Genomic DNA, 20,873 nt, shown 5'->3' with positions numbered 1-20,873 from the left:
GCGGGCGGCTGGGTCCGGAGCCGTACGTCGGCCTAGCCTGCTCCGGTGGAGCAACCGACCCCGGAGCAGTACCAGCCCCGGCTGACCCTGTGGGGCCACGCCTGGCGGACGTTGGTCTGCCTCCTCCTCTCGGCGCTCGTCTGGTCGACGGCGGTGGGCGAGCAGTGGGACCACGCGCGCTGGCTGTTCTGGGTCGACCTGGCCGGCGGGCTGGCGTCGTACGTCCTGATGTTCTACCGACGCCGCTGGCCGCTGGCCGTGGCCCTCGTGATCTCCGCCCTCACCCTGGTCTCGGGGATCGCGGCCGGCCCCGCCACCCTGGTGTCGATCTCGCTGGCGACGCGGCAGGACCTGCGCAAGGTCGTCCTCGTCGGCGTGGTCGGGGTCCTGGCCGCCCAGGGCTACGCCGACTGGCAGTCCACGAACAGCGAGCCGTTCTGGATCACCTTCGGCTTCAACGTCGCGGCCACCGTCGGCATCATGGGCTGGGGCATGTACATCGGGTCGCGCCGGCAGATGCTCTGGACCCTGCGCGCCCGGGCCGAGCGGGCCGAGGCCGACCAGGAGATGCGGGTCGCCCGGGCGCGCGGCAACGAGCGCGCACGGATCGCGCGCGAGATGCACGACGTCCTGGCCCACCGGATCTCCCAGATCTCGATGCACGCCGGGGCGCTCGGCTTCCGCGAGGACCTCTCCGCCGAGCAGATGCGGGGCTCGGCCGCCGCGATCCAGGAGCGGGCGCACGAGGCGCTCGACGACCTGCGCGCCGTGCTCGGCGTGCTGCGCGACGACCGCACCGGCGACGTGCTGCAACGCCCCCAGCCGACGTACGCCGACCTCCCCGAGCTCGTCGACCAGGCGCGCACCTCGGGGATGACGGTGGACTTCGACGACCGGCTCGACGCCGCCGGGCTCCCGGTCCCCGACGTGGCGGGTCGGACGGTCTACCGGATCGTGCAGGAGGGCATGACCAACGCCCAGAAGCACGCGCCCGGCAGCCGCCTCACCGTGGAGCTGACCGGATCTCCGGACACCGGCATCCGCGTGGTGCTGCGCAACCCGATCGGCTTCGGTCCGGGGACCACCCCGGGGTCCGGGCTGGGGCTGATCGGGCTGACCGAGCGGGCCGACCTGCACGGTGGCCGGCTCGACTACCGGCAGGACGGACGCACGTGGGTGCTCCGCGGGTGGATACCGTGGGCAGCATGAGCACCACCCCACGGAAGAGCGTCCGGGTGCTCGTGGTCGACGACGATCCCCTCGTCCGGGGTGCGCTGACGCTGATGATGGGCGGACGAGACGACGTCAGCGTCGTCGGCGAGGCCGCCGACGGACGGGCCAGCCTGGACGCCGTCGCGTCGCTGCGCCCCCACGTCGTGCTGATGGACCTGCGGATGCCCGGCCTCGGCGGGCTCGAGGCGACCCGAGAGCTGCACCGACGGGCGGACCCGCCGCGCGTGATCGTGCTGACCACCTTCGACGCGGACGAGCACGTGCTCGGTGCGGTGGCCGCCGGCGCCGACGGGTTCCTGCTCAAGGACACGGCGCCGCAGCACATCCTGGACGCGATCCTGCGGGTCGCCGCGGGTGAGCCGATGCTCTCCCCGTCCGCCACGCGGAGCCTGATCAGCCGGATCCGCACAGTCGCCGCGGAGGACCGTACGGCGCCCGCGCGCGAGCGCCTCGGCTGCCTCACCGACCGTGAGCGCGACGTGGCCCTCGCCGTCGGCCGCGGCCTCAGCAACGCCGAGATCGCCGGCGAGCTGCACCTGTCCGTCCCGACCGTGAAGGCCCACGTGTCGCGCCTGTTCGACAAGCTGCAGGTGACCAACCGGGTGCAGATCGCCATCGTGGTGCACGACGCGGGGCTGGTGTGACGGGGCCGCGTCAGAGCTCGTGCACGTCCCCGCAGCGGGCGAGGACGACCGGGCCGGCATACGTGCTCCTCGCCTCGGCCAGCGCGTCGGCGCGGTCGAACCACGGCGGGACGTGGGTCAGCATCAGCCGCCGGGCGGCGCCGCGGGTAGCGGCCTCGCCGCAGTCGGCGCCGGTGAGGTGGAGGTCGGCAGGGTTGTCGTCGCCGGACCGGAAGGACGCCTCCGCGAGCAGCAGGTCGACGTCCTGCGCGACCGCGTCGAGGCCGGGGCAGGGCCCGGTGTCGCCGGAGTAGCCGAGGGTCGCGCCGTCGGCGCTGACGCGCAGGCCGTACGCCGGCACGGGATGCACCACGGGCACCGGCTCGACCCGGAACGGCCCGACCTCGACCGGCGCCCCGTGGAGCCGGAAGTCGAACTCGCCGGTCATGCCCGGGTCCACCGGCAGGTCGTAGGCCTTCGCCATCCGCTCCGCGGTCCCCTCGGGCCCCCACACCGGGATCCGCGGCTGCGGGCCGGCGGGGTGGTACTTGCGCATCACGTAGTAGCCCGACAGGTCGAGGCAGTGGTCGGCGTGCAGGTGGCTGAGGAAGACGGCGTCGATCGTCAGCGGGTCGCCGTGCCGCTGCAGCGCCCCGAGCGCGCCGGAGCCCAGGTCCAGCAGGATCCGCCAGGTCCGGCCGTCCGACTCGGCCTCGAGGAGGTAGCAGCTCGCCGGCGAGTCCGGCCCGGGGTAGGAGCCCGAGCAGCCGACGACCGTCAGCCTCATCGCAGGCCGCCCGCGAACTGGGAGGCGTCGACCATCTCCGGGCCGAGGAACCGTCGGCCGACGGAGGCGAAGTCGTCGGGCGTGCCGGTCGTGAGGAAGTCGTGGTCGGCCACGCCACCGTCGCGCATCAGGTCGGTGGCGACGAGCATCTTGTAGACGTCCTTGGCGCACTCCTCGGCGCTGGAGACGAGCGTGACGTCGTCGCCCATCACCAGCGAGATCACGCCGGTGAGCAGCGGGTAGTGGGTGCAGCCGAGGACCAGGGTGTCGACACCGGCCTCGGACAACGGGTCGAGGTAGTCGTGGGCGACGGCGAGCAGCTCGTCGCCACCGGTGACGCCGGCCTCGACGTGGTCGACGAACGCGGGGCAGGCGCGGGTCAGCAGGTCGACGTGCGGGGCCGCGGCGAAGGCGTCCTCGTAGGCCATCGACTCCGCGGTCGCGCGGGTGCAGATCACGCCGATCCGGCCGTTGCGGGTCGCGGCCACGGCGCGCCGGGTGGCGGGGAGGATCACCTCGACGACCGGAACGTCGTAGCGCTCCCGGGCGTCCCGCAGCACGGCCGCGCTGGCCGAGTTGCAGGCGATGACCAGCGCCTTGACCCCCCGCTCGACCAGGTGGTCGAGGCACTCGAGGGCGTACTCGCGGACCTCCGCGATCCGCTTCGGGCCGTACGGCTGCCGTGCGGTGTCGCCGAGGTAGACGACCGACTCGTGCGGCAGCTGGTCGATCACGGAGCGGGCCACGGTGAGACCACCGAAGCCCGAGTCGAAGATGCCGATGGGCGCATCGGCGGTCACTGCTGGCACAGCGCACAAGGCTACGTGCCGCACCGGTGGCTGGCACGCCGACGCGACGGAACTCACGTACGCTCGTGGGGGTGGAAGGCTGGCTGCGGCTCACCGCCCCCGCCGCGCTCGTGACCGCGCTCGTGCTCGGCGCCGGTCCCACCCCTGCGTCGGCCCAGCCGGAGCCCGGTGTCGGAGCGACCGCCCCCGCCACGACGAAGGTGCTGCTCATCAGCGTCGACGCGCTCGGCTCACGCTCCGTCCGGGCCCTCGGCCCCGCGCGGGCCCCCACGCTCCACCGGATGCTCGCCGAGGGCGTCGGGACGCTCGAGGCCCGTACGGCGCGCGAGCTCACGGAGACGCTGCCCAACCACACGAGCATGGTGACCGGCCGTCGGGTCGACGACTCCCACGGCGGGCACGGGGTCACCTGGAACGACGAGCGGCTCCGGCCCCGCACGGTCCAGGCCGCGGCCGGGCACCGCGTCGGCTCGCTCTTCGGCGTGGTCGACTCACGGCGACGAGACCCCGCCCTGTTCACCGGCAAGCGGCGGCTGCTGCTCTTCGAGCGGTCGTGGCCCGCCGCCATCGACCGGGTGGTGCTGCGCCAGTCCAACGCCCGCCTGGTCCGGATGGCGCGGCATGACCTCGTCACGAGACGGCGGGCGCTGACGATGCTCCACCTGACGCTGCCCGACGACGTCGGCCACGAGCAGGGGTTCGGCTCGCCTGCCCATCTCCGCGCCGTGGCACGGACCGACCGGCTGCTCGGCCGGCTGCTGCGGGCGATCCTGAGCCGGCCGCGGCTCCGTGAGCACCTCACGGTCGTGCTGACCTCCGACCACGGTGGCTGGGGGACCGACGGTCACGGGGCGCCGGCCGACCCGGCCAACTTCCGGATCCCGTTCCTGGTGTGGGGTGCCGGGGTGGCGAGGGGCGAGGACCTCTACGACCTCAACCACGAGCGCCGCGACCCGGGTCGTCGCAGGACGTCGTACGGCGACCGGCGCCAGCCGGTCCGCAACGGCGACGCAGCCAACCTGGTGACCGAACTGCTCGGTCTCGGGTCGGTCCCCGGGAGCCAGTTCGACCGCCACCAGCGGCTGGACGTGTCGCGCTAAGGGCGGGATAGCTGACCAGGGGGGCTAGCCGAACCAGAGCTCCGACGACAGCGGCCACGGGTTGTGGCGGCAGCCGTCGAGGCCCTTGGACTGCTGCATCATGACGGGCGCCTTCCGGCCGCGCGCGGAGCAACCGAGGTGCCCGTGACCGAGCCAGTGGCCGGTCTCGTGGTTGACCACCATGTGGCGGTACTCGCGGACCGGGCGGTTGGCTGCGTTCCACGACGGGCTCGCGAAGCGCCAGCGGGTCTGGTTGATGATCACGTAGCGACCGACCCGGCAGCTCCAGGTGGCACTGCACACGGGCGAGAAGTCGGGGACCCGGCTTGCCTCGGCGAGCACCACCGAGAACGAGCCGCCGCGGGACACCCGCCGGAACTGCACGCCGGCCGAGCGCCAGCCGCGCGGGTCGGCGAACGTCTGGGCGACCTGGCGGCGGAAGGTGTCGCGGTCCGCGACGATCCTTCCGCGGGTCTCGATCCGGTAGGTCACCGTGCGCCGGACGGGGACCCGGTGGCCGACCTCGCGGGTCTGCCTCGACACCGCATCGCCCCTCAGGTAGCCCTCCGCGCGCGCGGTCACGCGGACCCGGATCCGACGGCCCACGTCGGCCGCCTGCAGCGTGTAGCGGCGTCCGGTGGCGCCCTCGATCGGGTCACCGCCGCGCAGCCAGCGGAAGGAGACCGTACGCCGGCGGGCCGCCCACTCCCCCGGGTCGGCCGTCAGGGTACGGGTGAAGCGCATCGTCCCGGAGATGCCCGGCCGCTCCGTCGCCACCAGGTCGGCGCGGCGGACCCGGTCGGTCGGCTCGCTGGTGGCGGTCGCGGTCTGGCCGGCCTCGTCGGTCGCCGTGATGCGGACCGACAGCCTGCTGCCGATGTCGCGCAGCGTGGCGCGGCGGCGGGGCGAGGTCTCGCCCCGGAGCCGGCGGCCGTCCCGCAGCCACTGGTAGTCGTAGGTCAGCTGGCTCTCCGAGGTCCACGTCCCGGGCTGGGCACGGAGCACCTGGCGGTAGGCCGGTTCCCCGGTGACGGTCGGCGGGGCGGTGCTGGTCGGCGGGACCGTCCCCTGGGCGCCGGCCACGCCGGTCAGCAGCGAGGTGACCAGCGCCGCCACCGCGGTGACGACGCCGAGCCTCAGGCCCACAGCTGGCCGTCCAGCCGGTCCTCGGCCTCGTCGATGGTGCCCTCGTAGGCGCCGGTCGAGAGGTACTTCCAGCCGCCATCGCAGACGACGAACGCGATGTCGGCCCGTTCGCCGGCCTTGACGGCCTTGGCGGCCTGGGCGAGCGCCGCGTGGAGGATCGCACCGGTGGAGATGCCGGCGAAGATCCCCTCGAGGTCGAGCAGCTCGCGCACGCGTCGGACCGCGTCACGCGGCCCGACCGAGAAGCGGGCGTCGATCAGCGAGGCGTCGTACAGCTCGGGGACGAAGCCCTCGTCGAGGTTGCGCAAGCCGTAGACCAGCTCGCCGTAGCGCGGCTCGGCCGCGACGATGCGCACGTCGGGCTTGGCTCGGCGGAAGAAGCGGGAGACGCCCATCAGCGTCCCGGTGGTGCCGAGACCGGCCACGAAGTGCGTGATCTCGGGGAGGTCCGCGAGCACCTCCGGACCGGTGCCCTCCTCGTGGGCGAGGGCGTTGGCCTCGTTGCCGTACTGGTACATCATCACCCAGTCGGGGTGCTCCTCGGCGATCTGCTTGGCCACCCGGACCGCCTCGTTGGACCCGCCGGCAGCGGGGCTGGAGACGATCTCGGCGCCCCACATCCGCAGGAGCTGGCGGCGCTCCTCGGAGGTGTTCTCGGGCATCACGCACACCAGCCGGTAGCCCTTGAGCCGGGCGGCCATCGCCAGCGAGATCCCGGTGTTGCCGCTGGTCGGCTCCAGGAGGGTGCAGCCGGGACGGATCCGCCCGTCCTTCTCGGCCATCTCGATCATCTTCAGCGCCGGGCGGTCCTTGATCGACCCGGTCGGGTTCTGGTCCTCGAGCTTCGCCCAGAGGCGTACGTCGGGGCTCGGCGAGAGCCGCGGCAAGCCCACGAGGGGGGTGTCACCGACCGAGTGGAGCAGGCTGTCGTACCGCATGGGACCAGCATGACAGCCCCGCCCGAGCGGGGTGGGCGATGTCCGCGTCAGCGGAGGAACGACTCCGGGTCGAACTCCTCGAGCGGGATGATCCGCACCCGCGGCAGGGAGACGTTGAAGGCGCGGACGTCGTCCTCGAGGTCGTGGATCTGCAGGCCCTGCGCGGTGAAGGCGGAGCTGGCGAACTCGCGGAAGGCGAGCAGCCCCAACCGTCGGTCGTCGCCCGCCAGCCGCTTGACGTGCTCGGCGAAGTCGGCGTCGTGGGTGACGAGCAGGACGTCGGCCTCGGGGTGGTCGAGCAGCGCGTCGAGCGTGCGCTGGATGCCGATGTCGACGACCTTCTCGTCGGTCCGCCCGGCCAGCGGGATCGGCCGGTAGGACAGCGCGAGCAGCGCCTGCACGAATGCGCTCGGCAGGTTGTTGCCGCTGGCGTTGAGGAAGAACAGCCCGGTGACGGGCTGGTTCCACAGCCGCTCGGCGTACGCCGTCACCCCCTCCCAGCGCGGCCGCTCCTCGGGGAGCGGTCGTCTCCCGAGGACGGAGCCACCCAGGGTGGCGTCGATGTTCTCGCCGTCGACGAGGACGAAGGTGCGCCGGGGGCTCGAGTCCATGAGGCGGAGCCTAGACCTGTCCGTGTGCGGGTGTGGGCCGGTGGCGGGCTACGCATTTCCCATGTGATGTGGGGGCGTGGTCACTCCTCATGGCGGATCAACCGTGAGAAGTGAGCCGCTCCAGGGAGAACATGGGAAATGCCCCGGCCCGGGCCCTCAGCCTCCGGCGACGGCGGGGAGGACGACGACCTGGTCGCCGTCGCTCAGGGTGGCGTCGAGGCCGCCCATGAAGCGCACGTCCTCGTCGTTGACGTAGACGTTGACGAACCGGCGCAGGTCGGCGCCGCCGTCCTTGTCGTCGACCAGGCGCTCCTTGATCCCCGGGTGGTTGGCCTCGAGGTCGTCGATGAGCGCGGCCAGGCTGGCACCAGCACCGCTGACGGCCTTCTGGCCGTCCGTGTAGGTGCGCAGGATGGTCGGGATCCGGACCTCGATGGCCATGGGAAGCTCCTTGTTCGGTGGTACGTCAGCGGGGGAAGGCGTCGACGACGGAGACCGGTTCCTCGGTCACCTCGCCCTCGACGATCCTGTAGGACCTGAACTCCACAGGGCCGTCGTTATTCCCGTGCTCGCGGGTGCTGACCAGCACGTAGTGGGCGTTCGGCTCCATCGCAAGGCCGATGTCGGTACGGCTCGGGTAGGCCTCGGTGGCCGTGTGGGAGTGGTAGATCACCACCGGCTCCTCGTCGGCCCGGTCCATCTCCTGGTAGAGGTGGAGCAGGTCGGTCGAGTCGAACTCGTAGAAGGTCGGGCTGCCGGCCGCGTTGACCATCTCGACGAACCGTTCCGGCCGGTCGCTCCCCTCCGGACCGGCGACGATGCCGCAGGCCTCGTCCGGGTGGTCACGCTTCGCGTGCGCGACGATCGCGTCGTACGTCGCCTGCTCGATGGTCAGCACGGTTCAACTCTAGGGAGTCGGTGTCGGGCGTCCGGTCGGCGCCAGCATGTGGGCCGGTGGCGTCTGCTGTCCTGATCCGTGCGGCGCGTAGATGACCGACATGCTTCATGGCCGATGAGCCGTCACTCTTGCCACCTCAGATGGTGAAGGCGATGGCGAGCACCATCAGGCCCAGCACGAAGAGCGTGAGGGCTCGCTTCGGGCTTGGAGGCAGGGTGGCCTCGGTGCCGAACTGCTCGAACAGCCGGCGCAGGGCCGTCACGACGCGCTCGCCGTGGTTCAGCCCCACCGCCAGGAGCACGAGGCACGGAAGGCAGTACACGACGCCGTAAGCGACAAGGACGAGGACAGCGGTGGTGGAGGAGACGTCGGCGGTGAGCAGGCGCTCGATGGCGATGAAATACGGAAAAGCGTTGGGGAGGTCAGCGCCCGTCATGATGATGCCGAGACCTGCGGCCGTGGTCGGCGTGAACCAGTCCGGGAGCTCAATGGCCGAACGGCGCCTGGTCCTGAGTGAGCGAGCCGCTGACAGGAAGAGGACCAGCGCGGCGAGACCGAACGCGCCGCGACGCAGCCACGTCAGCGCCCCGGTGATCGACTCTGCGGCAGCCTCAGCGCCGAAGTACACGGCCAGACCGACCAGGAAGACGCTGGCGAACGCCCCGAACACGAAGCCGAGTGCTTCTCCGATCGGGTGTCGGCGCGAACCCAGCAGGATCAAGATGATGGCCACGATCGTGGCCGGGTTCAGTGAATCGAGGGCGGCCAACCCCAGCAGGGTGCCACCCAGTTCCCACGTCATCGATGAGCGGGCGTCATGGGGGCGAGAAGATGCGCGACCAGGCGTTCCACGCGCTCAGCGTCTGGTGGCACTCCACTGGCGAGCGCCTCGGCGAACAGACCGTCTCCGGTCAGCCGGACCACCTCGGCGCGTACCGGATCGCCGACCTCGAGACCGATCAGCGCTTCCCAGCGCCTGACGGCCTCCCCTACCTCAGCCGGCATACCGCCAGACGTGGGGGATCCGGCTGCCAGGACCACGGCTGCGGTAGCGCAGTCAGCATCGTCAGGTGAGGAGAGGCGGAGGTACGTCGCCGTCGGTGACGTCTCAGGAGCACCGTCTGCGGCCACGCGCATGGCCCGGTCGATCCGCTCCACCGACCTCATGATCACCGCAGAGTCGAGGGCCGCCCGGCTGGGGAAGTAGTGCAGCACGCCCTGCTTGGTGAGCCCGACCTCAGCCGCGACCTCAAGGATGCTCGGCAGACGACCTCGTGCTGTCGTCAACTCCGCGACTGCGTCCAGAATGCGTGAGCGCTGGTCCATCCCCCCAGCCTACCTGACGGTAGGTAGGGAGGAGGCGGCCGACTGCTGCCCTCAGCCGACGAAGCGGGCCGCCTGCTCGTCGGAGACCGCCGCCTCGATCCGCGCCCGCAGCTCCGCCCGCATCGGGGGCAGGGCCGAGGTGTCGAACCACCGCACCTCGGTGCTCTCGTCGTCGCCGACGTCGGCCTCGCCCGAGAGCCAGGTGCAGGCGAAGCAGAGGTCGAGGTAAGAGGCCCGGTCCCCGTTGGCGTGGACGACGCCGCGCATCACCGAGGTCGAGGCGAGCCGGTCCACGCGGGCCACGACCTGCGTCTCCTCGAGGACCTCGCGCGCGGCGCACACGGCGGGCTCCTCACCCGGGTCGACGATCCCGGTCACCGGAGCCCACTCGCCGTTGTCGGCGCGCCTGACCAGCAGCACCTGCCCCTCGCGTCGTACGACCGCAGTGACGCCCGGCATCCACAGCTCGGCCTGCCCCACGTGGCGGCGCAGCTCGAGGACGAAGTCAGGGATCGGCACCACGACAGGCTATCCAGCGCCCACCCCCGCGGCGGTCCGGTCCGGACCGGAACCGTTGCGCCTCCCTGCGGCGCTCGGACATGATGGCGACGAATCGGGTCGAACCTCGGGAGCGCGGGGGCGACAGTCGCCCCACGTTTCGACGAACCGGGGGGCACTCGCGTGTCGATCTTCCTGTTCCGCCTCGGAGGTCGGATCGCCCGACGCCGTGGCCTCGTCCTCGCCGTCTGGGGCATGCTCCTCGCCGCCCTCATCGGCGGCGCCAGCATGCTCGGCACCCACTACGACGACTCCTTCGTCATCCCCGGCACCCAGTCGCAGCAGGGCCAGGACCTGCTCGCCGACCGCTTCGGGCTGACCGGAACGAGCGGCCAGGTCCTCATCACCTCGACGGCCGGGCCGATCACCGGCCGGGCCGCCAAGGGCGCCGTGGCCGACATCGTCGACGACATCGACGGGCTCGCCGGCGTCGCGACGAGCAACCCGCTGACCGGCGACTACCCGCTCGTCTCCGACGACAGCCGCTCGACCATCGCCCAGGTCCGGTTCACGTCCCCGGCGCCGTCGGACCAGACCCTCGATGCGGTCACGGACGCCGCCACCCCGAGCGCCTCGAGCGACCTCGAGACCTGGATCGGCGGGGACGCGTTCAAGGACACCTCGGAGCCGAGCCGCGTACCCGAGCTGCTGGGCCTGCTCGTGTCGTTCCTGATCCTCGCGGTCACCTTCGGCTCGCTGCTGGCGGCCGGCATGCCGATCCTCTCCTCGCTGGTCGGTGTCGGCGTCACGATGAGCTCGATCGTGCTCATCACCTCGGTCGCGACCGTGTCGAGCAGCGCCCCGACCCTGGCCGAGATGCTGGGGCTGGCCGTCGGGATCGACTACGCGCTCTTCATCCTGTCGCGGCACCGGCGCCACCTCGGGGAGGGCCACTCGCCCACCGAGGCGATGTCGCGGGCGCTCGCGACGGCCGGCAGCGCGGTCGTGTTCGCCGGCGCGACCGTGGTGATCGCCCTCACCGGGCTGTCCGTCGCACGGATCCCGGTGCTCACCGTGATGGGCCTCTCGGCAGCGGCCGCCGTGTCGATCGCGGTGCTCCTGGCCCTGACGCTGCTCCCGGCGGTCGCGCTGCTGCTGGGCGAACGGCTCCGCCCGAAGCCGCGCACGCCCAAGGAGCGCAAGGTACGCCGGTCGCGACGCCACGCCGGCGGGACGGCCGAGCCGCGGCCGCCGCGGACGGGCTTCGGCACCCTCTGGGTCCGGGCCACCACCAAGGTCCCGCTGCTCACCATCGCGGCGGTGCTGGCCCTCTTCGCCCTCGCCGCCTCCCCGGCCAGCGAGCTCCGCCTCGCCCTCCCCGACAACAGCACCGCCCCGACGGACACCCCGCAGCGGGAGACGTACGACGAGATCACGAAGGCGTTCGGCGTCGGCTACAACTCCCCGCTCTCGGTGACGGCCGACATCATCACCAGCTCCGACCCCTCCGACACCGTCGACCAGCTCGCCTCGAAGGTCGCCGCCGTGCCCGACGTCGTCGCGATCCTCCAGGCCACGCCCAACCAGGAGGCCGACACCGGCCTGGTCGCCCTGATCCCCGCGGAGGGCCAGACGGCCGCCTCCACCAGCGAGCTCGTCCAGGACCTGCGCGACCGCAGTGCCGGCTGGGAGGAGGAGCTCGACGTCAGCGACATCCTGGTGACCGGCCAGACGGCCATCAACATCGACGTCTCCCAGCGGCTCGGCGACGCGCTGCTGCCCTTCGCCTCGCTGGTGATCGGCCTGTCGGTCGTGCTGCTGATGATCGTGTTCCGCTCGATCGCCGTCCCGCTCAAGGCGACGCTGGGCTACCTGCTCTCGGTGGGGGCGGCGTTCGGCGCGGTCGTGGCCGCCTTCCAGTGGGGGTGGCTCGACCCGTGGATGGGCGAGTCGGCGGGTCCGATCGTCAGCTTCCTGCCGATCTTCGTCATGGGCGTGCTCTTCGGCCTGGCGATGGACTACGAGATGTTCCTCGTCTCGGCGATGCGGGAGGACTACGTCCAGAGCCGGGATCCGCAGCAGGCAGTGCTCCGCGGCTTCAGGGCCTCGTCGGTCGTCGTCACGGCCGCCGCGCTGATCATGACCAGCGTCTTCGTCGCCTTCATCCCCGGCGGCTCCTCCACCATCAAGCCGATCGCGCTCGGCCTCGCGGTGGGGGTCGCGGTGGACGCGTTCATCGTGCGGATGACGTTGGTCCCAGCAGTCATGGTGATGCTCGGCCACCGCGCGTGGTGGCTTCCCGGCTGGCTGGACCGGCTGCTGCCCGAGGTCGACGTCGAGGGCGCGGCCCTGCATCGCAAGATCGACTACGAGGAGTGGGAGGCCGGCACCGGCCGGACCTCGCTCCTCGCCCGACAGCTGGTCGTCCGCGAGGGCGGACCACCCATCGACGTCATCGCCCCGCCGGGGACCGTCACGGAGGTGCGGGTCCCGTCCGGGGTCGACGAACGCACCCTCGGGCAGGTCCTCGTGGGGCGCACCCCCGCGCGCGGCGGTGAGCTCGTGGTCGGCGGGCGGCTGCTGCCGGAGCAGCGCGAGGAGGTCAACCGAGCGGCGACGCTGGTCGAGCTCGGTCGCGCCGACCCTGCGTCGGTGACCGAGGAGCGGATCCGCGCCACCGCCCGTCTGGCCAGCTCGCGCCGCAGCGTCCAGCGCGAGCACGTCGACCGCACGCTGGCGCTCGCGGCCGAGCTCGACGCCCACGTGGGCCCCGGTGGCTCAGCCGTCCTGTGGCCGGCGACCGTCCAGGCGGCCCAGGCGCTCGCCCGGCAGGTCGAGGTGGTCGTGCTGTCCGGGCGCGACGACCTGCTGCTCGCCGACGACCGGCGACGCGCCGATCGACTGGCGGCCGCCCTCGCCGACCGCGGCGCCGGCGTCGTGCTCCTCAGGACCGCCCCTGACGAGTACTCGGAGCCCCACGACCACGACGGCGTCCGTACGCCGACCGCGCTCACCCCGACCGGAAGGCAGGTCTCCCATGAGTGACGAGACGACCGCCGGAGGGCGGCGACGATGGCTCGGCACGATCGCCGTCAGCGTCGTGCTGCCCCTGCTGGCGGCGTGGGTGCTGGTCTGGTCGACGGCCGACCGACGCGAGGCGCTCGACCGGGTGCCGGTCGCGATCGTCAACTCCGACACGATCCTGACCGACCCTCAGCCGATGGCTGCCGGCCGCGCGCTGTCGGCGTCACTGCTCGACCCCTCCTCCGACGACGAGCAGCTCGACTGGACCCTCACCGACGCCGACGACGCGGGCGACGGGTTGCGCGACGGGACCTACTACGCCGTCCTGACGATCCCCACGGACTTCTCCGCCGCGATCCTGTCCACCGGGACCACCTCGCCGGCGAGCGGCCAGCTGCAGCTCGAGAGCAACGCTGCCGCCAGCACGACGCTCCCCTACATCAGCGAGCAGGTCGTCGCCGCAGCGGCGGACGCGCTCGGCAACCAGTCGACGCAGGCCTACCTCAAGCAGGTGTACGGGGGCTTCAACCAGCTCGCGGACGCCAACGAGACCGCCGCCGAGAGCGCCGGCGAGCTGGCCGACGGCACCGCCCAGCTCGCCGCCGGCGCGAGTGAGCTGGACGACGGCACGCAGAGCCTCGCCGCCAGCCTGGCCGAGGTCGCCACCGGGGCAGCGGCCCTCGAGGAGGGGACGGCGTCGCTCAGCAGCGGAGCCGGCCGCCTCGCGCAGGGTGCCGGAGAGCTGGCCCGGGGCACCCGTGAGCTCGCCCGCGGGCTGGCCGGCCTCGCCGGTGACGCCGACCGCCTGGCGACCCGCGCCGCCGTGCACGCCGAGCGGTCCCGGACCGCCACCCGCGGCGCGACGCTGGTGGCCGAGGGCGCCGAACGCCTGACCACGGCCACCGGCCGGCTGTCGACCGAGCTGGGCGACCTCGCCCGGCAGTGCGTGTCGGCGGGGGCCTCGGTCGAGTTCTGCGCCGGGCTCCGCGAGGCACGCGCGCGCTCGCGCGTCGTCGACCTGGGGAGCCGGGTCGTCACCCGCGCGACCGACGGGCTCGCCCTGGCGACGTCGCTGCTGGCCGAGGGCGCCCAGGGCCTCGCGGACGCCGACCGTGCCCTCGCGACGGGAACCCGCTCCGTCGCCGGGGCGGGCGGGCGGCTCGCCCGCAGCGCGACCGGGCTGGCCACCGGCACGAGCGACCTGGCCGCCGCAGCGGCGGAGGTCGACACCTCGACGGGAGAGCTGGCGGACGGCACGGCGGCGACCTCGGCGGCGGCGGAGTCGCTGGCCTCGGGCGGCGAGACCCTGGACGCCAGCGCGGCCTCGGTCGACGACGGCGCCCACCAGCTCAGCAGCGGCCTGGCCAAGGGCGCGAAGCAGAGTCCGACGTACTCCAAGGGGGAGCAGAACGCCCTGGCCGCGACCGTGAGCCAGCCGGTGCAGCTGAGCCACGCCACGGAGCACACCGAGCACGCCAACGGCTGGCTGCTCGGCGCGATCCTCGGGGTGATCCTCTGGCTGGCAGCCCTGGCCGCCGTGTCCCGCGCCGACGTCTCCGCCAGCCGGCACTTCGCCCTCGCCCCGGTCTCCTCGCGTCGCATCGCGGTCGTGCAGGTGCTGCCCGTGCTCGGCCTCGCCGTGCTGCAGGGCGTGGCCGTCGTGCTGGCCCTCGTCCTCACGGACGTGAGCGTCGCCTCGGCCGTCGGCGTTGCGCTGCTGTCGGTGCTCGCGGCGGTCAGCTTCGGCCTGGTCGCGTACGCGTTGCGGCTCGCGCTCGGCGCCGCGGGGGTGGCACTGTTCGTGCTCTTCCTGCTGGTCCAGGTGGCGGCCCTCGCCAACGTCCTCCCGCTGGAGACCGCCCCCGACCCGTTGCCGAGCCTGCACGGACTGATGCCGCTGACGATGTTCGTCGACGGCGCCAGCCGGCTCGTCTCCGGCGGCGAGGTCGGGTCCGTGACGACGGCCGTCGTGGTGATCGCGCTCTGGGGCCTGGCCGCCTTCGCCAGCACCCTCCTGGTCGTACGCCGGCGACGGATGCTCCCCGCCGCCGCGCCGGCTGCGCCGCCGGCCGGCCTCCCGCAGCCGTCGTGAGCGTCAGCCGCCGAGCGCGTCGACCAGCGTCTCCTGCAGCAGCCCGAGCCAGTGGTAGATGTCGTAGGCCTGTGAGCGCGGGTCGTCGTCGGGAAGCGAGAACCAGTAGTCCTCGTCGTCCTCCTCGACCCCGAGCCGGGTCGCGAGCGCCAGCCGCAGGTCGGTGAAGGTCCGCAGCCAGGCCTCCGCGGTGGGCTGGTCGATCTCGACGTCGATCACCAGCCCCTCCTCGGTGAGCTCGGTCGGCAGTCCGGCCTCCTCGAGGGTGTCGATCACGCTGGCGGCACCCGCCGCCTTGCCGTCGCGCAAGGAGGACTCGGTGTAGCGGCGGAACTCGGCCGCGGCCTCGTCGTCGTCGTGGTAGGCGGTGGGGAAGAGCCGGGCCAGCACCGGGTCGTCGGGCTCGGTGGTCGGGCCGCTGAAGTCGAGCATCGCCTCGAACGGGTCGACGTCGTGGCGCGGCACGGCCGCCTCGTTGCGCAGCAGCTCGACGAGCTGGGAGGCGAGCGAGCGCAGCAGGTCGGCCTCGAAACCGGTGAAGGTGGCGATCACGTGGCCGCTGCGCCGGTGGCGCGCGAAGCCGCTCACTGCTTCTCCATGGTGGCCCAGAGTCCGTACTCGTGCATGGCCTGCACGTCGCGCTCCATCTCCTCGCGGGTGCCGTGGCTGACCGCCGACTTGCCGTCCCGGTGGACCTCCATCATCAGCTTCTCGGCCACCTTGCGGTCGTAGCCGAAGTACTTCTGGAAGACGTAGGTGACGTAGGACATCAGGTTGACCGGGTCGTTCCAGACGATGGTCGCCCACGGCTTGGCGACGAGGGTGATCTCGTCCGGCGTCTGGGTCGGCTCGACCTCGACCGGGCTGGGAGCGGACACAGCGCCATGGTGGCACAGTGAGCGCGTGTCTCCGTCGACGGCGCTCCTCACCGACCACTACGAGCTCACCATGCTGCAGGCCGCTCTCGCAGCCGGGACCGCGCAACGCCGCGCGGTCTTCGAGCTCTTCCCCCGGCGCCTCCCCGAGGGGCGACGGTACGGCGTCGTGGCGGGGGTGGGCCGCGCCCTCGATGCCTTCGAGTCCTTCCGTTTCGACGACGAGGTGCTGGGCGTCCTCGACGAGGGTCGGGTCGTCGACGAAGCCACCCTGGCCTGGCTCGCCGACTACGAGTTCACCGGTGACATCTGGGGGTACGCCGAGGGCGAGACCTACTTCCCGTACTCCCCCCTGGTCGTGGTCGAGTCGACCTTCGCGGAGGCGGTGCTGCTCGAGACGCTGCTGCTCTCGATCTACAACCACGACTCGGCGATCGCCTCGGCCGCGTCGCGGATGACCTTCGCCGCCGGCGACCGGCCGTGCATCGAGATGGGTTCCCGGCGTACGCACGAGGAGGCGGCGGTCGCCTCCGCCCGCGCGGCGTACGTCGCCGGCTTCGCGTCATCCTCCAACCTCGCCGCCCGCCAGCGGCACGGCGTGCCCACGGCCGGAACCTCGGCCCACTCCTTCACCCTGCTCCACGACACCGAGGCCGACGCGTTCCGGGCGCAGGTCGACTCCCTCGGCCGCGGGACCACGCTGCTGGTCGACACCTACGACATCGCGGAGGCGGTCCGGCTCGGTGTCGAGATCGCGGGGACGGAGCTCGGGGCGGTCCGGATCGACAGCGGCGACCTGGGCGCCCTCGCCCGTCAGGTCCGTGACCAGCTCGACGACCTCGGGGCGCGCGACACCCGGATCGTGGTGACCAGCGACCTCGACGAGCACGCCATCGCCTCGCTCGCCTCCGCACCAGTCGACGCCTACGGCGTCGGGACCCAGCTGGTCACCGGGAGCGGGCACCCCACGTGCGGGTTCGTCTACAAGCTGGTCGCCCGCGAGGGCGGCGACGGCGCGATGGTGTCGGTGGCCAAGAAGAGCAAGGACAAGGCCTCGGTCGGTGGCCGCAAGTTTGCGCTGCGCCGCCGCGACCGCCACGGGACCGCGGAGGCGGAGGTGGTCGGCATCGGGAGCGCCCCCGAGGACGACGGCGACGACCGCAGCCTCCTGGTCCCGCTCGTCGAGGACGGCGAGGTGGTCGGGCGCGAGCCGCTCGAGGCAGCCCGCGCCCGGCACGCCGACTCACGCGCCGAGCTCCCCCTCGCCGCCCAGATGATGAGCCGCGGCGAACCCGTCATCAAGACGATCCACCTCGGGGGCTGACCGGTAGCGTCGCACCGTGGCCCTGCTGACCGTCGACCTGTTCTCGGAGTCCCTCGAGGTCGGGACCTCGCTCTCCGTCGTGCTCCCCCAGGCGACCCGCGCCCAGATCGGCATCGACTCCGTGTCCGCACCACCCCACGGCTGGCCGGTGCTCTACCTCCTGCACGGGCTGTCCGACGACCACTCCGCCTGGGTGCGCTACACCAGCATCGAGCGGTACGCCCGGGAGGCCGGGCTGGCCGTGGTGATGCCGGCCGCCGGCCGCAGCTTCTACGCCGACGAGGCACGCGGCCACCGCTACTGGACCTGGATCTCCGAGGAGCTGCCCGGCGTGGTCGCGGAGATGTTCCGGGTGTCGACGCGGCCGCAGGACACCTACGTCGCCGGCCTCTCGATGGGTGGGTACGGCGCGCTCAAGCTGGCCCTGCGCCACCCCGACCGGTTCGCGGCGGCCGCCAGCCTCTCCGGCGCCGTCGACGTCAGCATCCTGGCGACCGCGCCGGAGCGGGCCGAGCTGCACGAGCGGGTCTTCGCCGGGTCCATCCCCGCCGGTGCCGACCTCTTCTCCCTGGTCGACGCCCTCGACCCTGCGGCCGCCCCGCCGCTGTGGGTCGGCTGCGGCACCGAGGACGTCCTCCACGACGCCAACCGCCGCTTCGTCGACCACGCGGTGGCCGCCGGTCTCGACGTGACGTCCGACTTCCGGCCTGGGCTCCACGAGTGGGGACTGTGGGACCGGGTCGTCCGCGACGTGATCGCGTGGCTGCCACGCCCTAAGGTCGGGCCATGAAGCGCGCACTGATCGTCGTCGACGTCCAGAACGACTTCTGTGAGGGCGGGTCCCTCCCGGTGGCCGGCGGCGCCCGCGTCGCCGCCGACATCTCCGAGGTGCTGCACCAGTGGCACGCCCGCGGCCCACAGGCACCCACGTACGCCCACGTCGTCGCCACCAAGGACCACCACGTCGACCCCGGCGACCACTGGTCGCACGACCCGGACTTCCGCGACAGCTGGCCGGTCCACTGCGAGGTCGGGACCGACGGCGAGGCCTTCCACCCCAACCTCGACCCGCAGCCCTTCGACGCGATCTTCCTCAAGGGTGAGCACCAGGCCGCCTACTCCGGTTTCGAGGGTCGGGCCGGCGGCGTCACCCTCGCCGACTGGCTGCGGCGCCACGACGTCACCGAGGTCGACGTGTGCGGCCTCGCGACCGACTACTGCGTCAGGGCGACCGCTCTCGACGCCGTCCGCGAGGGATTCTCGACGCGGCTGCTGCCCGACCTGTGCGCGGGTGTCGCCGAGGACACCACCGCCGCGGCCCTGCGCGAGATGGCCGACGCCGGCGTCACCGTCTGACCTCGGGCTCAGTCGCCGGTGAAGATCGGGCGCCGCTTCTCGGTGAACGCCCGCATCCCCTCGGCGGCGTCGGCCGTGCGCAGCAACAGGGTCTGCGAGGTGCGCTCCAGCTCCAGCGCAGGCTCGAGCTGCGCGAGGGCGGCCGCGTTGACGGCGCGCTTGGTGGCCGCCTGGGCCAGGGGGGCACCGTGGCGGAGTCGGTCGACGAGCGCGGCCAGCTCACGGTCGTAGTCGGCGTCGGAGGCGAGGTGCGAGACCAGCCCGACGTCGTACGCCTCGCGCGCGCGGAGCGGCTCGGCGAGCAGCGCCATCCGCATCGCCCTGGCCCGGCCCACGGAGGCGGCGACGGTCGCGGTCGCCCCGCCGTCGGGCATCAGCCCGACCCGCGAGAAGGCCAGCAGGAAGGAGGCGGACTCGGCGCACATCGCGAGGTCGCAGGCGAGGACGGCGGACAGGCCGACGCCGGCCGCGATCCCGTTGACGCCCGCGACGACCGGCTTGTCGCAGCGCAGGATCGCGCGGACCAGGCGGTTGGCCGCGTCCAGCGCCCGGACGTCGAAGCGCTCGGCCGCGTCGTCGCCCGCGATGTCCGCTCCGGTGCAGAACGCCGGGCCGGTGCCGGTGAGCACCACGACCCGTACCTCGTCCCGCGCCCCGGCGCGCTCGAGCAGCTCGGAGGTGGTCGTCGTCATGGCGTCCGTGAGCGCGTTGTAGGCGGCCGGGCGGTCGAGGCGGATCGTGAGCACCCCGTCGTCCTCGGTCACGGCGAGTCCCGGCGTGGTCATGGCGCCCAACCTAGTCCGGCCGTCCGGCCGTCCGGCTCGATAGTGCGGTACGGAACGGTCGTGATCCTGGCTCGGGGACGACAGGAACTGACCGCACTATCGATGCCGCCACCCGCCCGCTCACGCTGGTCTCGCCGGCGGTACGCAACCTCGAGCGGCCCCGCCAGCCTGACCCGGAGCCGGTCAGCTCCGCTCCTTGACGACCACCGTCCCGGCGACCTGGTCGTGCCACGGGCGGCCCTGCGGGTCCTGGGTCGCGCGGTAGACGTCGAAGCCGATGAGCAGCAGGCCGAAGAGCTGTCCCCCGGGGAACATCGTGAACAGCACGCCACCGCCGCCGACCACCGACCGGCGGACGACCTGGGCGGAGGTCAGCTCGGTCCCCCGTTCCACCGGCTGCACCCTGAGGTGGAGCAGCCGCTTGCCGAGGGTCCGGCCGCCGGATCCGCGGAACGCGAGCTGGTAGCCCAGCCAGAGCACCACCCCCACCAGGGCGCCGATGCCCTCGGAGAGGGCCAGCGCCCCCAGGCCGCCGGGTCCGAGCAGGTCACCGGTCAGCCCCAGCGCGAGGTCGAACACCGACGACACCGCGCTGGCGGCGACGAAGACGAGCACGATGTCGACGGCGTACGCCCCGAGGCGCTCGGAGAGCTGCCCGAGCGGCGTCCCGTCGGGCAGCGCCGTGGGCAGCGAGCGGTAGCGCGCGACGAGGTCCGGCGACCCACCCGGTGCCGGGGTCGGACCGGCGGTCGCCTGGGCCGCTGGTGCCGGCGGCGGGGGTGGCGGGCCGACGGGCGGTTCGACGGTCCGGGTGTGGGCGGTCCACTGGTAGCCGTTCCACCAGCGCTCCTCACCGGGCGCCTTCCCCTGCGGGTCGGGGTACCAGCCCTCCGGCACGACCTGCGCCACCTCAGGCTCCCCACTTGGTCGACAGCGCGCGGATCACCGTGACGTTGCGGTTGGTGGCGACGCCGAGGTGCTTCTCGACGACCTCGTTCGTGAGGCTCGCGGTGTGGTAGTCGGGGCCGAGCAGGAGGTGGACCGCCCGGCCGCGCACGACGGCGCGCTGGCCGTCCGAACCGGCACCCTCGATCGCGGCCACGCCGGCAGCCGAGGGCGCCTCCTTGAGCAGCGAGACGTACTGCCGTCCCTCGTGGCCCACGGCGAGCTCGTCGGCGTCGGCCGCGATCGCGACCACCTCGGCCGGCGAGAAGACGATGGTCGGCACCGCGAAGCCCCGGTCGGCGGCGAACGCCTCCTCCAGCGTGCGCTCGACCTTCGGGCGGGAGCGCAGGGTCGTGGTGAGCCGGACGTTGCCGGTGTTGATGTGGGTCACGACGTCGGTCGCTCCCGTGGCCTCCACGACACGGACGATGTCGGCCTTGGGGAACTTCCTGGTCGGCCCCAGGTTGATCGCGCGCAGGAACGCGACGTACGTCGGCATGGCG

The 20,873-nt window shown here is 72.9% G+C and carries 23 protein-coding genes; 8 read left to right on the top strand and 15 right to left on the bottom strand.

The features are described from left to right. The first annotated feature begins 45 nt into the window (after positions 1-45). The gene (locus tag EXE57_RS17315; RefSeq protein ID WP_135079670.1) at positions 46-1,209 is read left to right on the top strand and encodes a sensor histidine kinase; all 1,164 of its coding nucleotides are present in this window, start codon (positions 46-48) and stop codon (positions 1,207-1,209) included. Further along, positions 1,206-1,877 (top strand): response regulator, encoded by a 672-nt coding sequence (locus EXE57_RS17310; RefSeq protein ID WP_135079668.1) that lies wholly within the window; start codon positions 1,206-1,208, stop codon positions 1,875-1,877. Before EXE57_RS17315 ends, EXE57_RS17310 begins: the two co-directional genes overlap by 4 nt. Before the next feature lie 10 nt (positions 1,878-1,887). Here the strand turns inward: EXE57_RS17310 and EXE57_RS17305 are convergent, their stop codons facing one another. Both EXE57_RS17305 and murI read right to left on the bottom strand, forming a co-directional pair. Then, on the bottom strand, positions 1,888-2,643 hold the full coding sequence (locus EXE57_RS17305) for an MBL fold metallo-hydrolase (RefSeq protein ID WP_135079666.1): 756 nt from the start codon (positions 2,641-2,643) through the stop codon (positions 1,888-1,890). Then, positions 2,640-3,452, bottom strand: a complete 813-nt coding sequence (murI, locus tag EXE57_RS17300) for a glutamate racemase (RefSeq protein WP_244246885.1) — start codon at positions 3,450-3,452, stop codon at positions 2,640-2,642. Before murI ends, EXE57_RS17305 begins: the two co-directional genes overlap by 4 nt. Before the next feature lie 71 nt (positions 3,453-3,523). On the opposite strand from murI, the gene EXE57_RS17295 reads away from it, so the two are divergent. Beyond that, positions 3,524-4,552, top strand: coding sequence for an alkaline phosphatase family protein (locus EXE57_RS17295; protein WP_135079662.1), 1,029 nt, complete (start codon positions 3,524-3,526; stop codon positions 4,550-4,552). A gap of 24 nt (positions 4,553-4,576) precedes the next feature. Here the strand turns inward: EXE57_RS17295 and EXE57_RS17290 are convergent, their stop codons facing one another. The 8 genes from EXE57_RS17290 to EXE57_RS17255 form a co-directional block, all read right to left on the bottom strand. Beyond that, complete coding sequence (locus EXE57_RS17290) at positions 4,577-5,698, bottom strand: DUF3152 domain-containing protein (protein ID WP_135079660.1); 1,122 nt, start codon at positions 5,696-5,698, stop codon at positions 4,577-4,579. Next, positions 5,689-6,636 (bottom strand): PLP-dependent cysteine synthase family protein, encoded by a 948-nt coding sequence (locus tag EXE57_RS17285; protein WP_135079658.1) that lies wholly within the window; start codon positions 6,634-6,636, stop codon positions 5,689-5,691. The genes EXE57_RS17290 and EXE57_RS17285 overlap by 10 nt, the downstream gene beginning before the upstream one ends. A 47-nt stretch (positions 6,637-6,683) precedes the next feature. Then, positions 6,684-7,247: an NYN domain-containing protein gene (locus EXE57_RS17280; RefSeq protein WP_135079656.1), complete on the bottom strand. Its 564-nt coding sequence runs from the start codon at positions 7,245-7,247 to the stop codon at positions 6,684-6,686. Between the two features lie 156 nt (positions 7,248-7,403). Beyond that, positions 7,404-7,688: a MoaD/ThiS family protein gene (locus tag EXE57_RS17275; protein WP_135079654.1), complete on the bottom strand. Its 285-nt coding sequence runs from the start codon at positions 7,686-7,688 to the stop codon at positions 7,404-7,406. A gap of 25 nt (positions 7,689-7,713) precedes the next feature. Next, positions 7,714-8,145: a M67 family metallopeptidase gene (locus EXE57_RS17270; RefSeq protein WP_135079652.1), complete on the bottom strand. Its 432-nt coding sequence runs from the start codon at positions 8,143-8,145 to the stop codon at positions 7,714-7,716. 136 nt (positions 8,146-8,281) lie between these two features. After that, positions 8,282-8,947 (bottom strand): GAP family protein, encoded by a 666-nt coding sequence (locus EXE57_RS17265; protein WP_135079650.1) that lies wholly within the window; start codon positions 8,945-8,947, stop codon positions 8,282-8,284. After that, complete coding sequence (locus EXE57_RS17260; RefSeq protein ID WP_135079648.1) at positions 8,944-9,471, bottom strand: TetR/AcrR family transcriptional regulator; 528 nt, start codon at positions 9,469-9,471, stop codon at positions 8,944-8,946. Before EXE57_RS17260 ends, EXE57_RS17265 begins: the two co-directional genes overlap by 4 nt. 51 nt (positions 9,472-9,522) lie before the next feature. After that, a complete protein-coding gene (locus EXE57_RS17255) occupies positions 9,523-9,990 on the bottom strand; it encodes an NUDIX hydrolase (RefSeq protein ID WP_135079646.1) in 468 nt (155 codons plus the stop codon). Positions 9,991-10,152: 162 nt separating this feature from the next. Between EXE57_RS17255 and EXE57_RS17250 the strand changes: the two genes are divergently transcribed. Both EXE57_RS17250 and EXE57_RS17245 read left to right on the top strand, forming a co-directional pair. Then, on the top strand, positions 10,153-13,014 hold the full coding sequence (locus EXE57_RS17250; protein ID WP_135079644.1) for an MMPL family transporter: 2,862 nt from the start codon (positions 10,153-10,155) through the stop codon (positions 13,012-13,014). Beyond that, positions 13,007-15,085 (top strand): YhgE/Pip family protein, encoded by a 2,079-nt coding sequence (locus tag EXE57_RS17245; protein WP_135079642.1) that lies wholly within the window; start codon positions 13,007-13,009, stop codon positions 15,083-15,085. Before EXE57_RS17250 ends, EXE57_RS17245 begins: the two co-directional genes overlap by 8 nt. A gap of 3 nt (positions 15,086-15,088) precedes the next feature. Here EXE57_RS17245 and EXE57_RS17240 read toward each other — a convergent pair whose 3' ends face one another. After that, positions 15,089-15,673: a DUF2017 domain-containing protein gene (locus tag EXE57_RS17240; protein WP_135079640.1), complete on the bottom strand. Its 585-nt coding sequence runs from the start codon at positions 15,671-15,673 to the stop codon at positions 15,089-15,091. Beyond that, positions 15,670-15,963 (bottom strand): ATP-dependent Clp protease adapter ClpS, encoded by a 294-nt coding sequence (gene clpS / locus EXE57_RS17235; RefSeq protein ID WP_135079638.1) that lies wholly within the window; start codon positions 15,961-15,963, stop codon positions 15,670-15,672. The genes EXE57_RS17240 and clpS overlap by 4 nt, the downstream gene beginning before the upstream one ends. Positions 15,964-16,033: 70 nt before the next feature. Here clpS and EXE57_RS17230 point away from each other — a divergent pair, with 70 nt between their 5' ends. Genes EXE57_RS17230 through EXE57_RS17220 form a run of 3 tightly spaced genes read left to right on the top strand, consistent with a single transcriptional unit; the run spans position 16,034 to position 18,640 of the window. Next, positions 16,034-17,284 (top strand): nicotinate phosphoribosyltransferase, encoded by a 1,251-nt coding sequence (locus EXE57_RS17230; protein ID WP_244247105.1) that lies wholly within the window; start codon positions 16,034-16,036, stop codon positions 17,282-17,284. A 16-nt stretch (positions 17,285-17,300) separates the two neighbouring features. Beyond that, entirely contained in the window at positions 17,301-18,074 is a 774-nt protein-coding gene (locus EXE57_RS17225; protein ID WP_135079634.1) for an alpha/beta hydrolase, read from the top strand. Beyond that, positions 18,071-18,640: an isochorismatase family protein gene (locus EXE57_RS17220; protein ID WP_135079632.1), complete on the top strand. Its 570-nt coding sequence runs from the start codon at positions 18,071-18,073 to the stop codon at positions 18,638-18,640. The genes EXE57_RS17225 and EXE57_RS17220 overlap by 4 nt, the downstream gene beginning before the upstream one ends. Positions 18,641-18,648: 8 nt before the next feature. On the opposite strand, the gene EXE57_RS17215 is transcribed toward EXE57_RS17220, so the two are convergent. From EXE57_RS17215 to EXE57_RS17205, 3 genes are all read right to left on the bottom strand, one after another. Then, positions 18,649-19,425 (bottom strand): enoyl-CoA hydratase-related protein, encoded by a 777-nt coding sequence (locus EXE57_RS17215; protein WP_135079630.1) that lies wholly within the window; start codon positions 19,423-19,425, stop codon positions 18,649-18,651. Between the two features lie 183 nt (positions 19,426-19,608). After that, the gene (locus EXE57_RS17210; RefSeq protein ID WP_135079628.1) at positions 19,609-20,334 is read right to left on the bottom strand and encodes an RDD family protein; all 726 of its coding nucleotides are present in this window, start codon (positions 20,332-20,334) and stop codon (positions 19,609-19,611) included. Position 20,335: 1 nt separating this feature from the next. After that, positions 20,336-20,869 (bottom strand): DUF1697 domain-containing protein, encoded by a 534-nt coding sequence (locus EXE57_RS17205; protein WP_135079626.1) that lies wholly within the window; start codon positions 20,867-20,869, stop codon positions 20,336-20,338. Between the last annotated feature and the right edge of the window lie 4 nt (positions 20,870-20,873).

This window comes from Nocardioides euryhalodurans (assembly GCF_004564375.1).
GTDB classification, from domain to species: Bacteria; Actinomycetota; Actinomycetes; order Propionibacteriales; family Nocardioidaceae; genus Nocardioides; species Nocardioides euryhalodurans.
This window is presented reverse-complemented; position numbering and strand designations above follow the sequence as displayed.

Excerpts from the sequence above, each read along its gene's own strand:
- EXE57_RS17310 (WP_135079668.1), top strand. The coding sequence starts at position 1,206 with ATGAGCACCACCCCACGGAAGAGCGTCCGGGTGCTCGTGGTCGACGAC.
- EXE57_RS17265 (WP_135079650.1), bottom strand. The coding sequence starts at position 8,947 with ATGACGTGGGAACTGGGTGGCACCCTGCTGGGGTTGGCCGCCCTCGAT.
- EXE57_RS17245 (WP_135079642.1), top strand. The coding sequence starts at position 13,007 with ATGAGTGACGAGACGACCGCCGGAGGGCGGCGACGATGGCTCGGCACG.
- EXE57_RS17230 (WP_244247105.1), top strand. The coding sequence starts at position 16,034 with ATGCTGCAGGCCGCTCTCGCAGCCGGGACCGCGCAACGCCGCGCGGTC.
- EXE57_RS17305 (WP_135079666.1), bottom strand. The coding sequence starts at position 2,643 with ATGAGGCTGACGGTCGTCGGCTGCTCGGGCTCCTACCCCGGGCCGGAC.
- EXE57_RS17260 (WP_135079648.1), bottom strand. The coding sequence starts at position 9,471 with ATGGACCAGCGCTCACGCATTCTGGACGCAGTCGCGGAGTTGACGACA.
- EXE57_RS17285 (WP_135079658.1), bottom strand. The coding sequence starts at position 6,636 with ATGCGGTACGACAGCCTGCTCCACTCGGTCGGTGACACCCCCCTCGTG.
- EXE57_RS17280 (WP_135079656.1), bottom strand. The coding sequence starts at position 7,247 with ATGGACTCGAGCCCCCGGCGCACCTTCGTCCTCGTCGACGGCGAGAAC.
- EXE57_RS17205 (WP_135079626.1), bottom strand. The coding sequence starts at position 20,869 with ATGCCGACGTACGTCGCGTTCCTGCGCGCGATCAACCTGGGGCCGACC.
- EXE57_RS17215 (WP_135079630.1), bottom strand. The coding sequence starts at position 19,425 with ATGACCACGCCGGGACTCGCCGTGACCGAGGACGACGGGGTGCTCACG.
- EXE57_RS17275 (WP_135079654.1), bottom strand. The coding sequence starts at position 7,688 with ATGGCCATCGAGGTCCGGATCCCGACCATCCTGCGCACCTACACGGAC.
- EXE57_RS17220 (WP_135079632.1), top strand. The coding sequence starts at position 18,071 with ATGAAGCGCGCACTGATCGTCGTCGACGTCCAGAACGACTTCTGTGAG.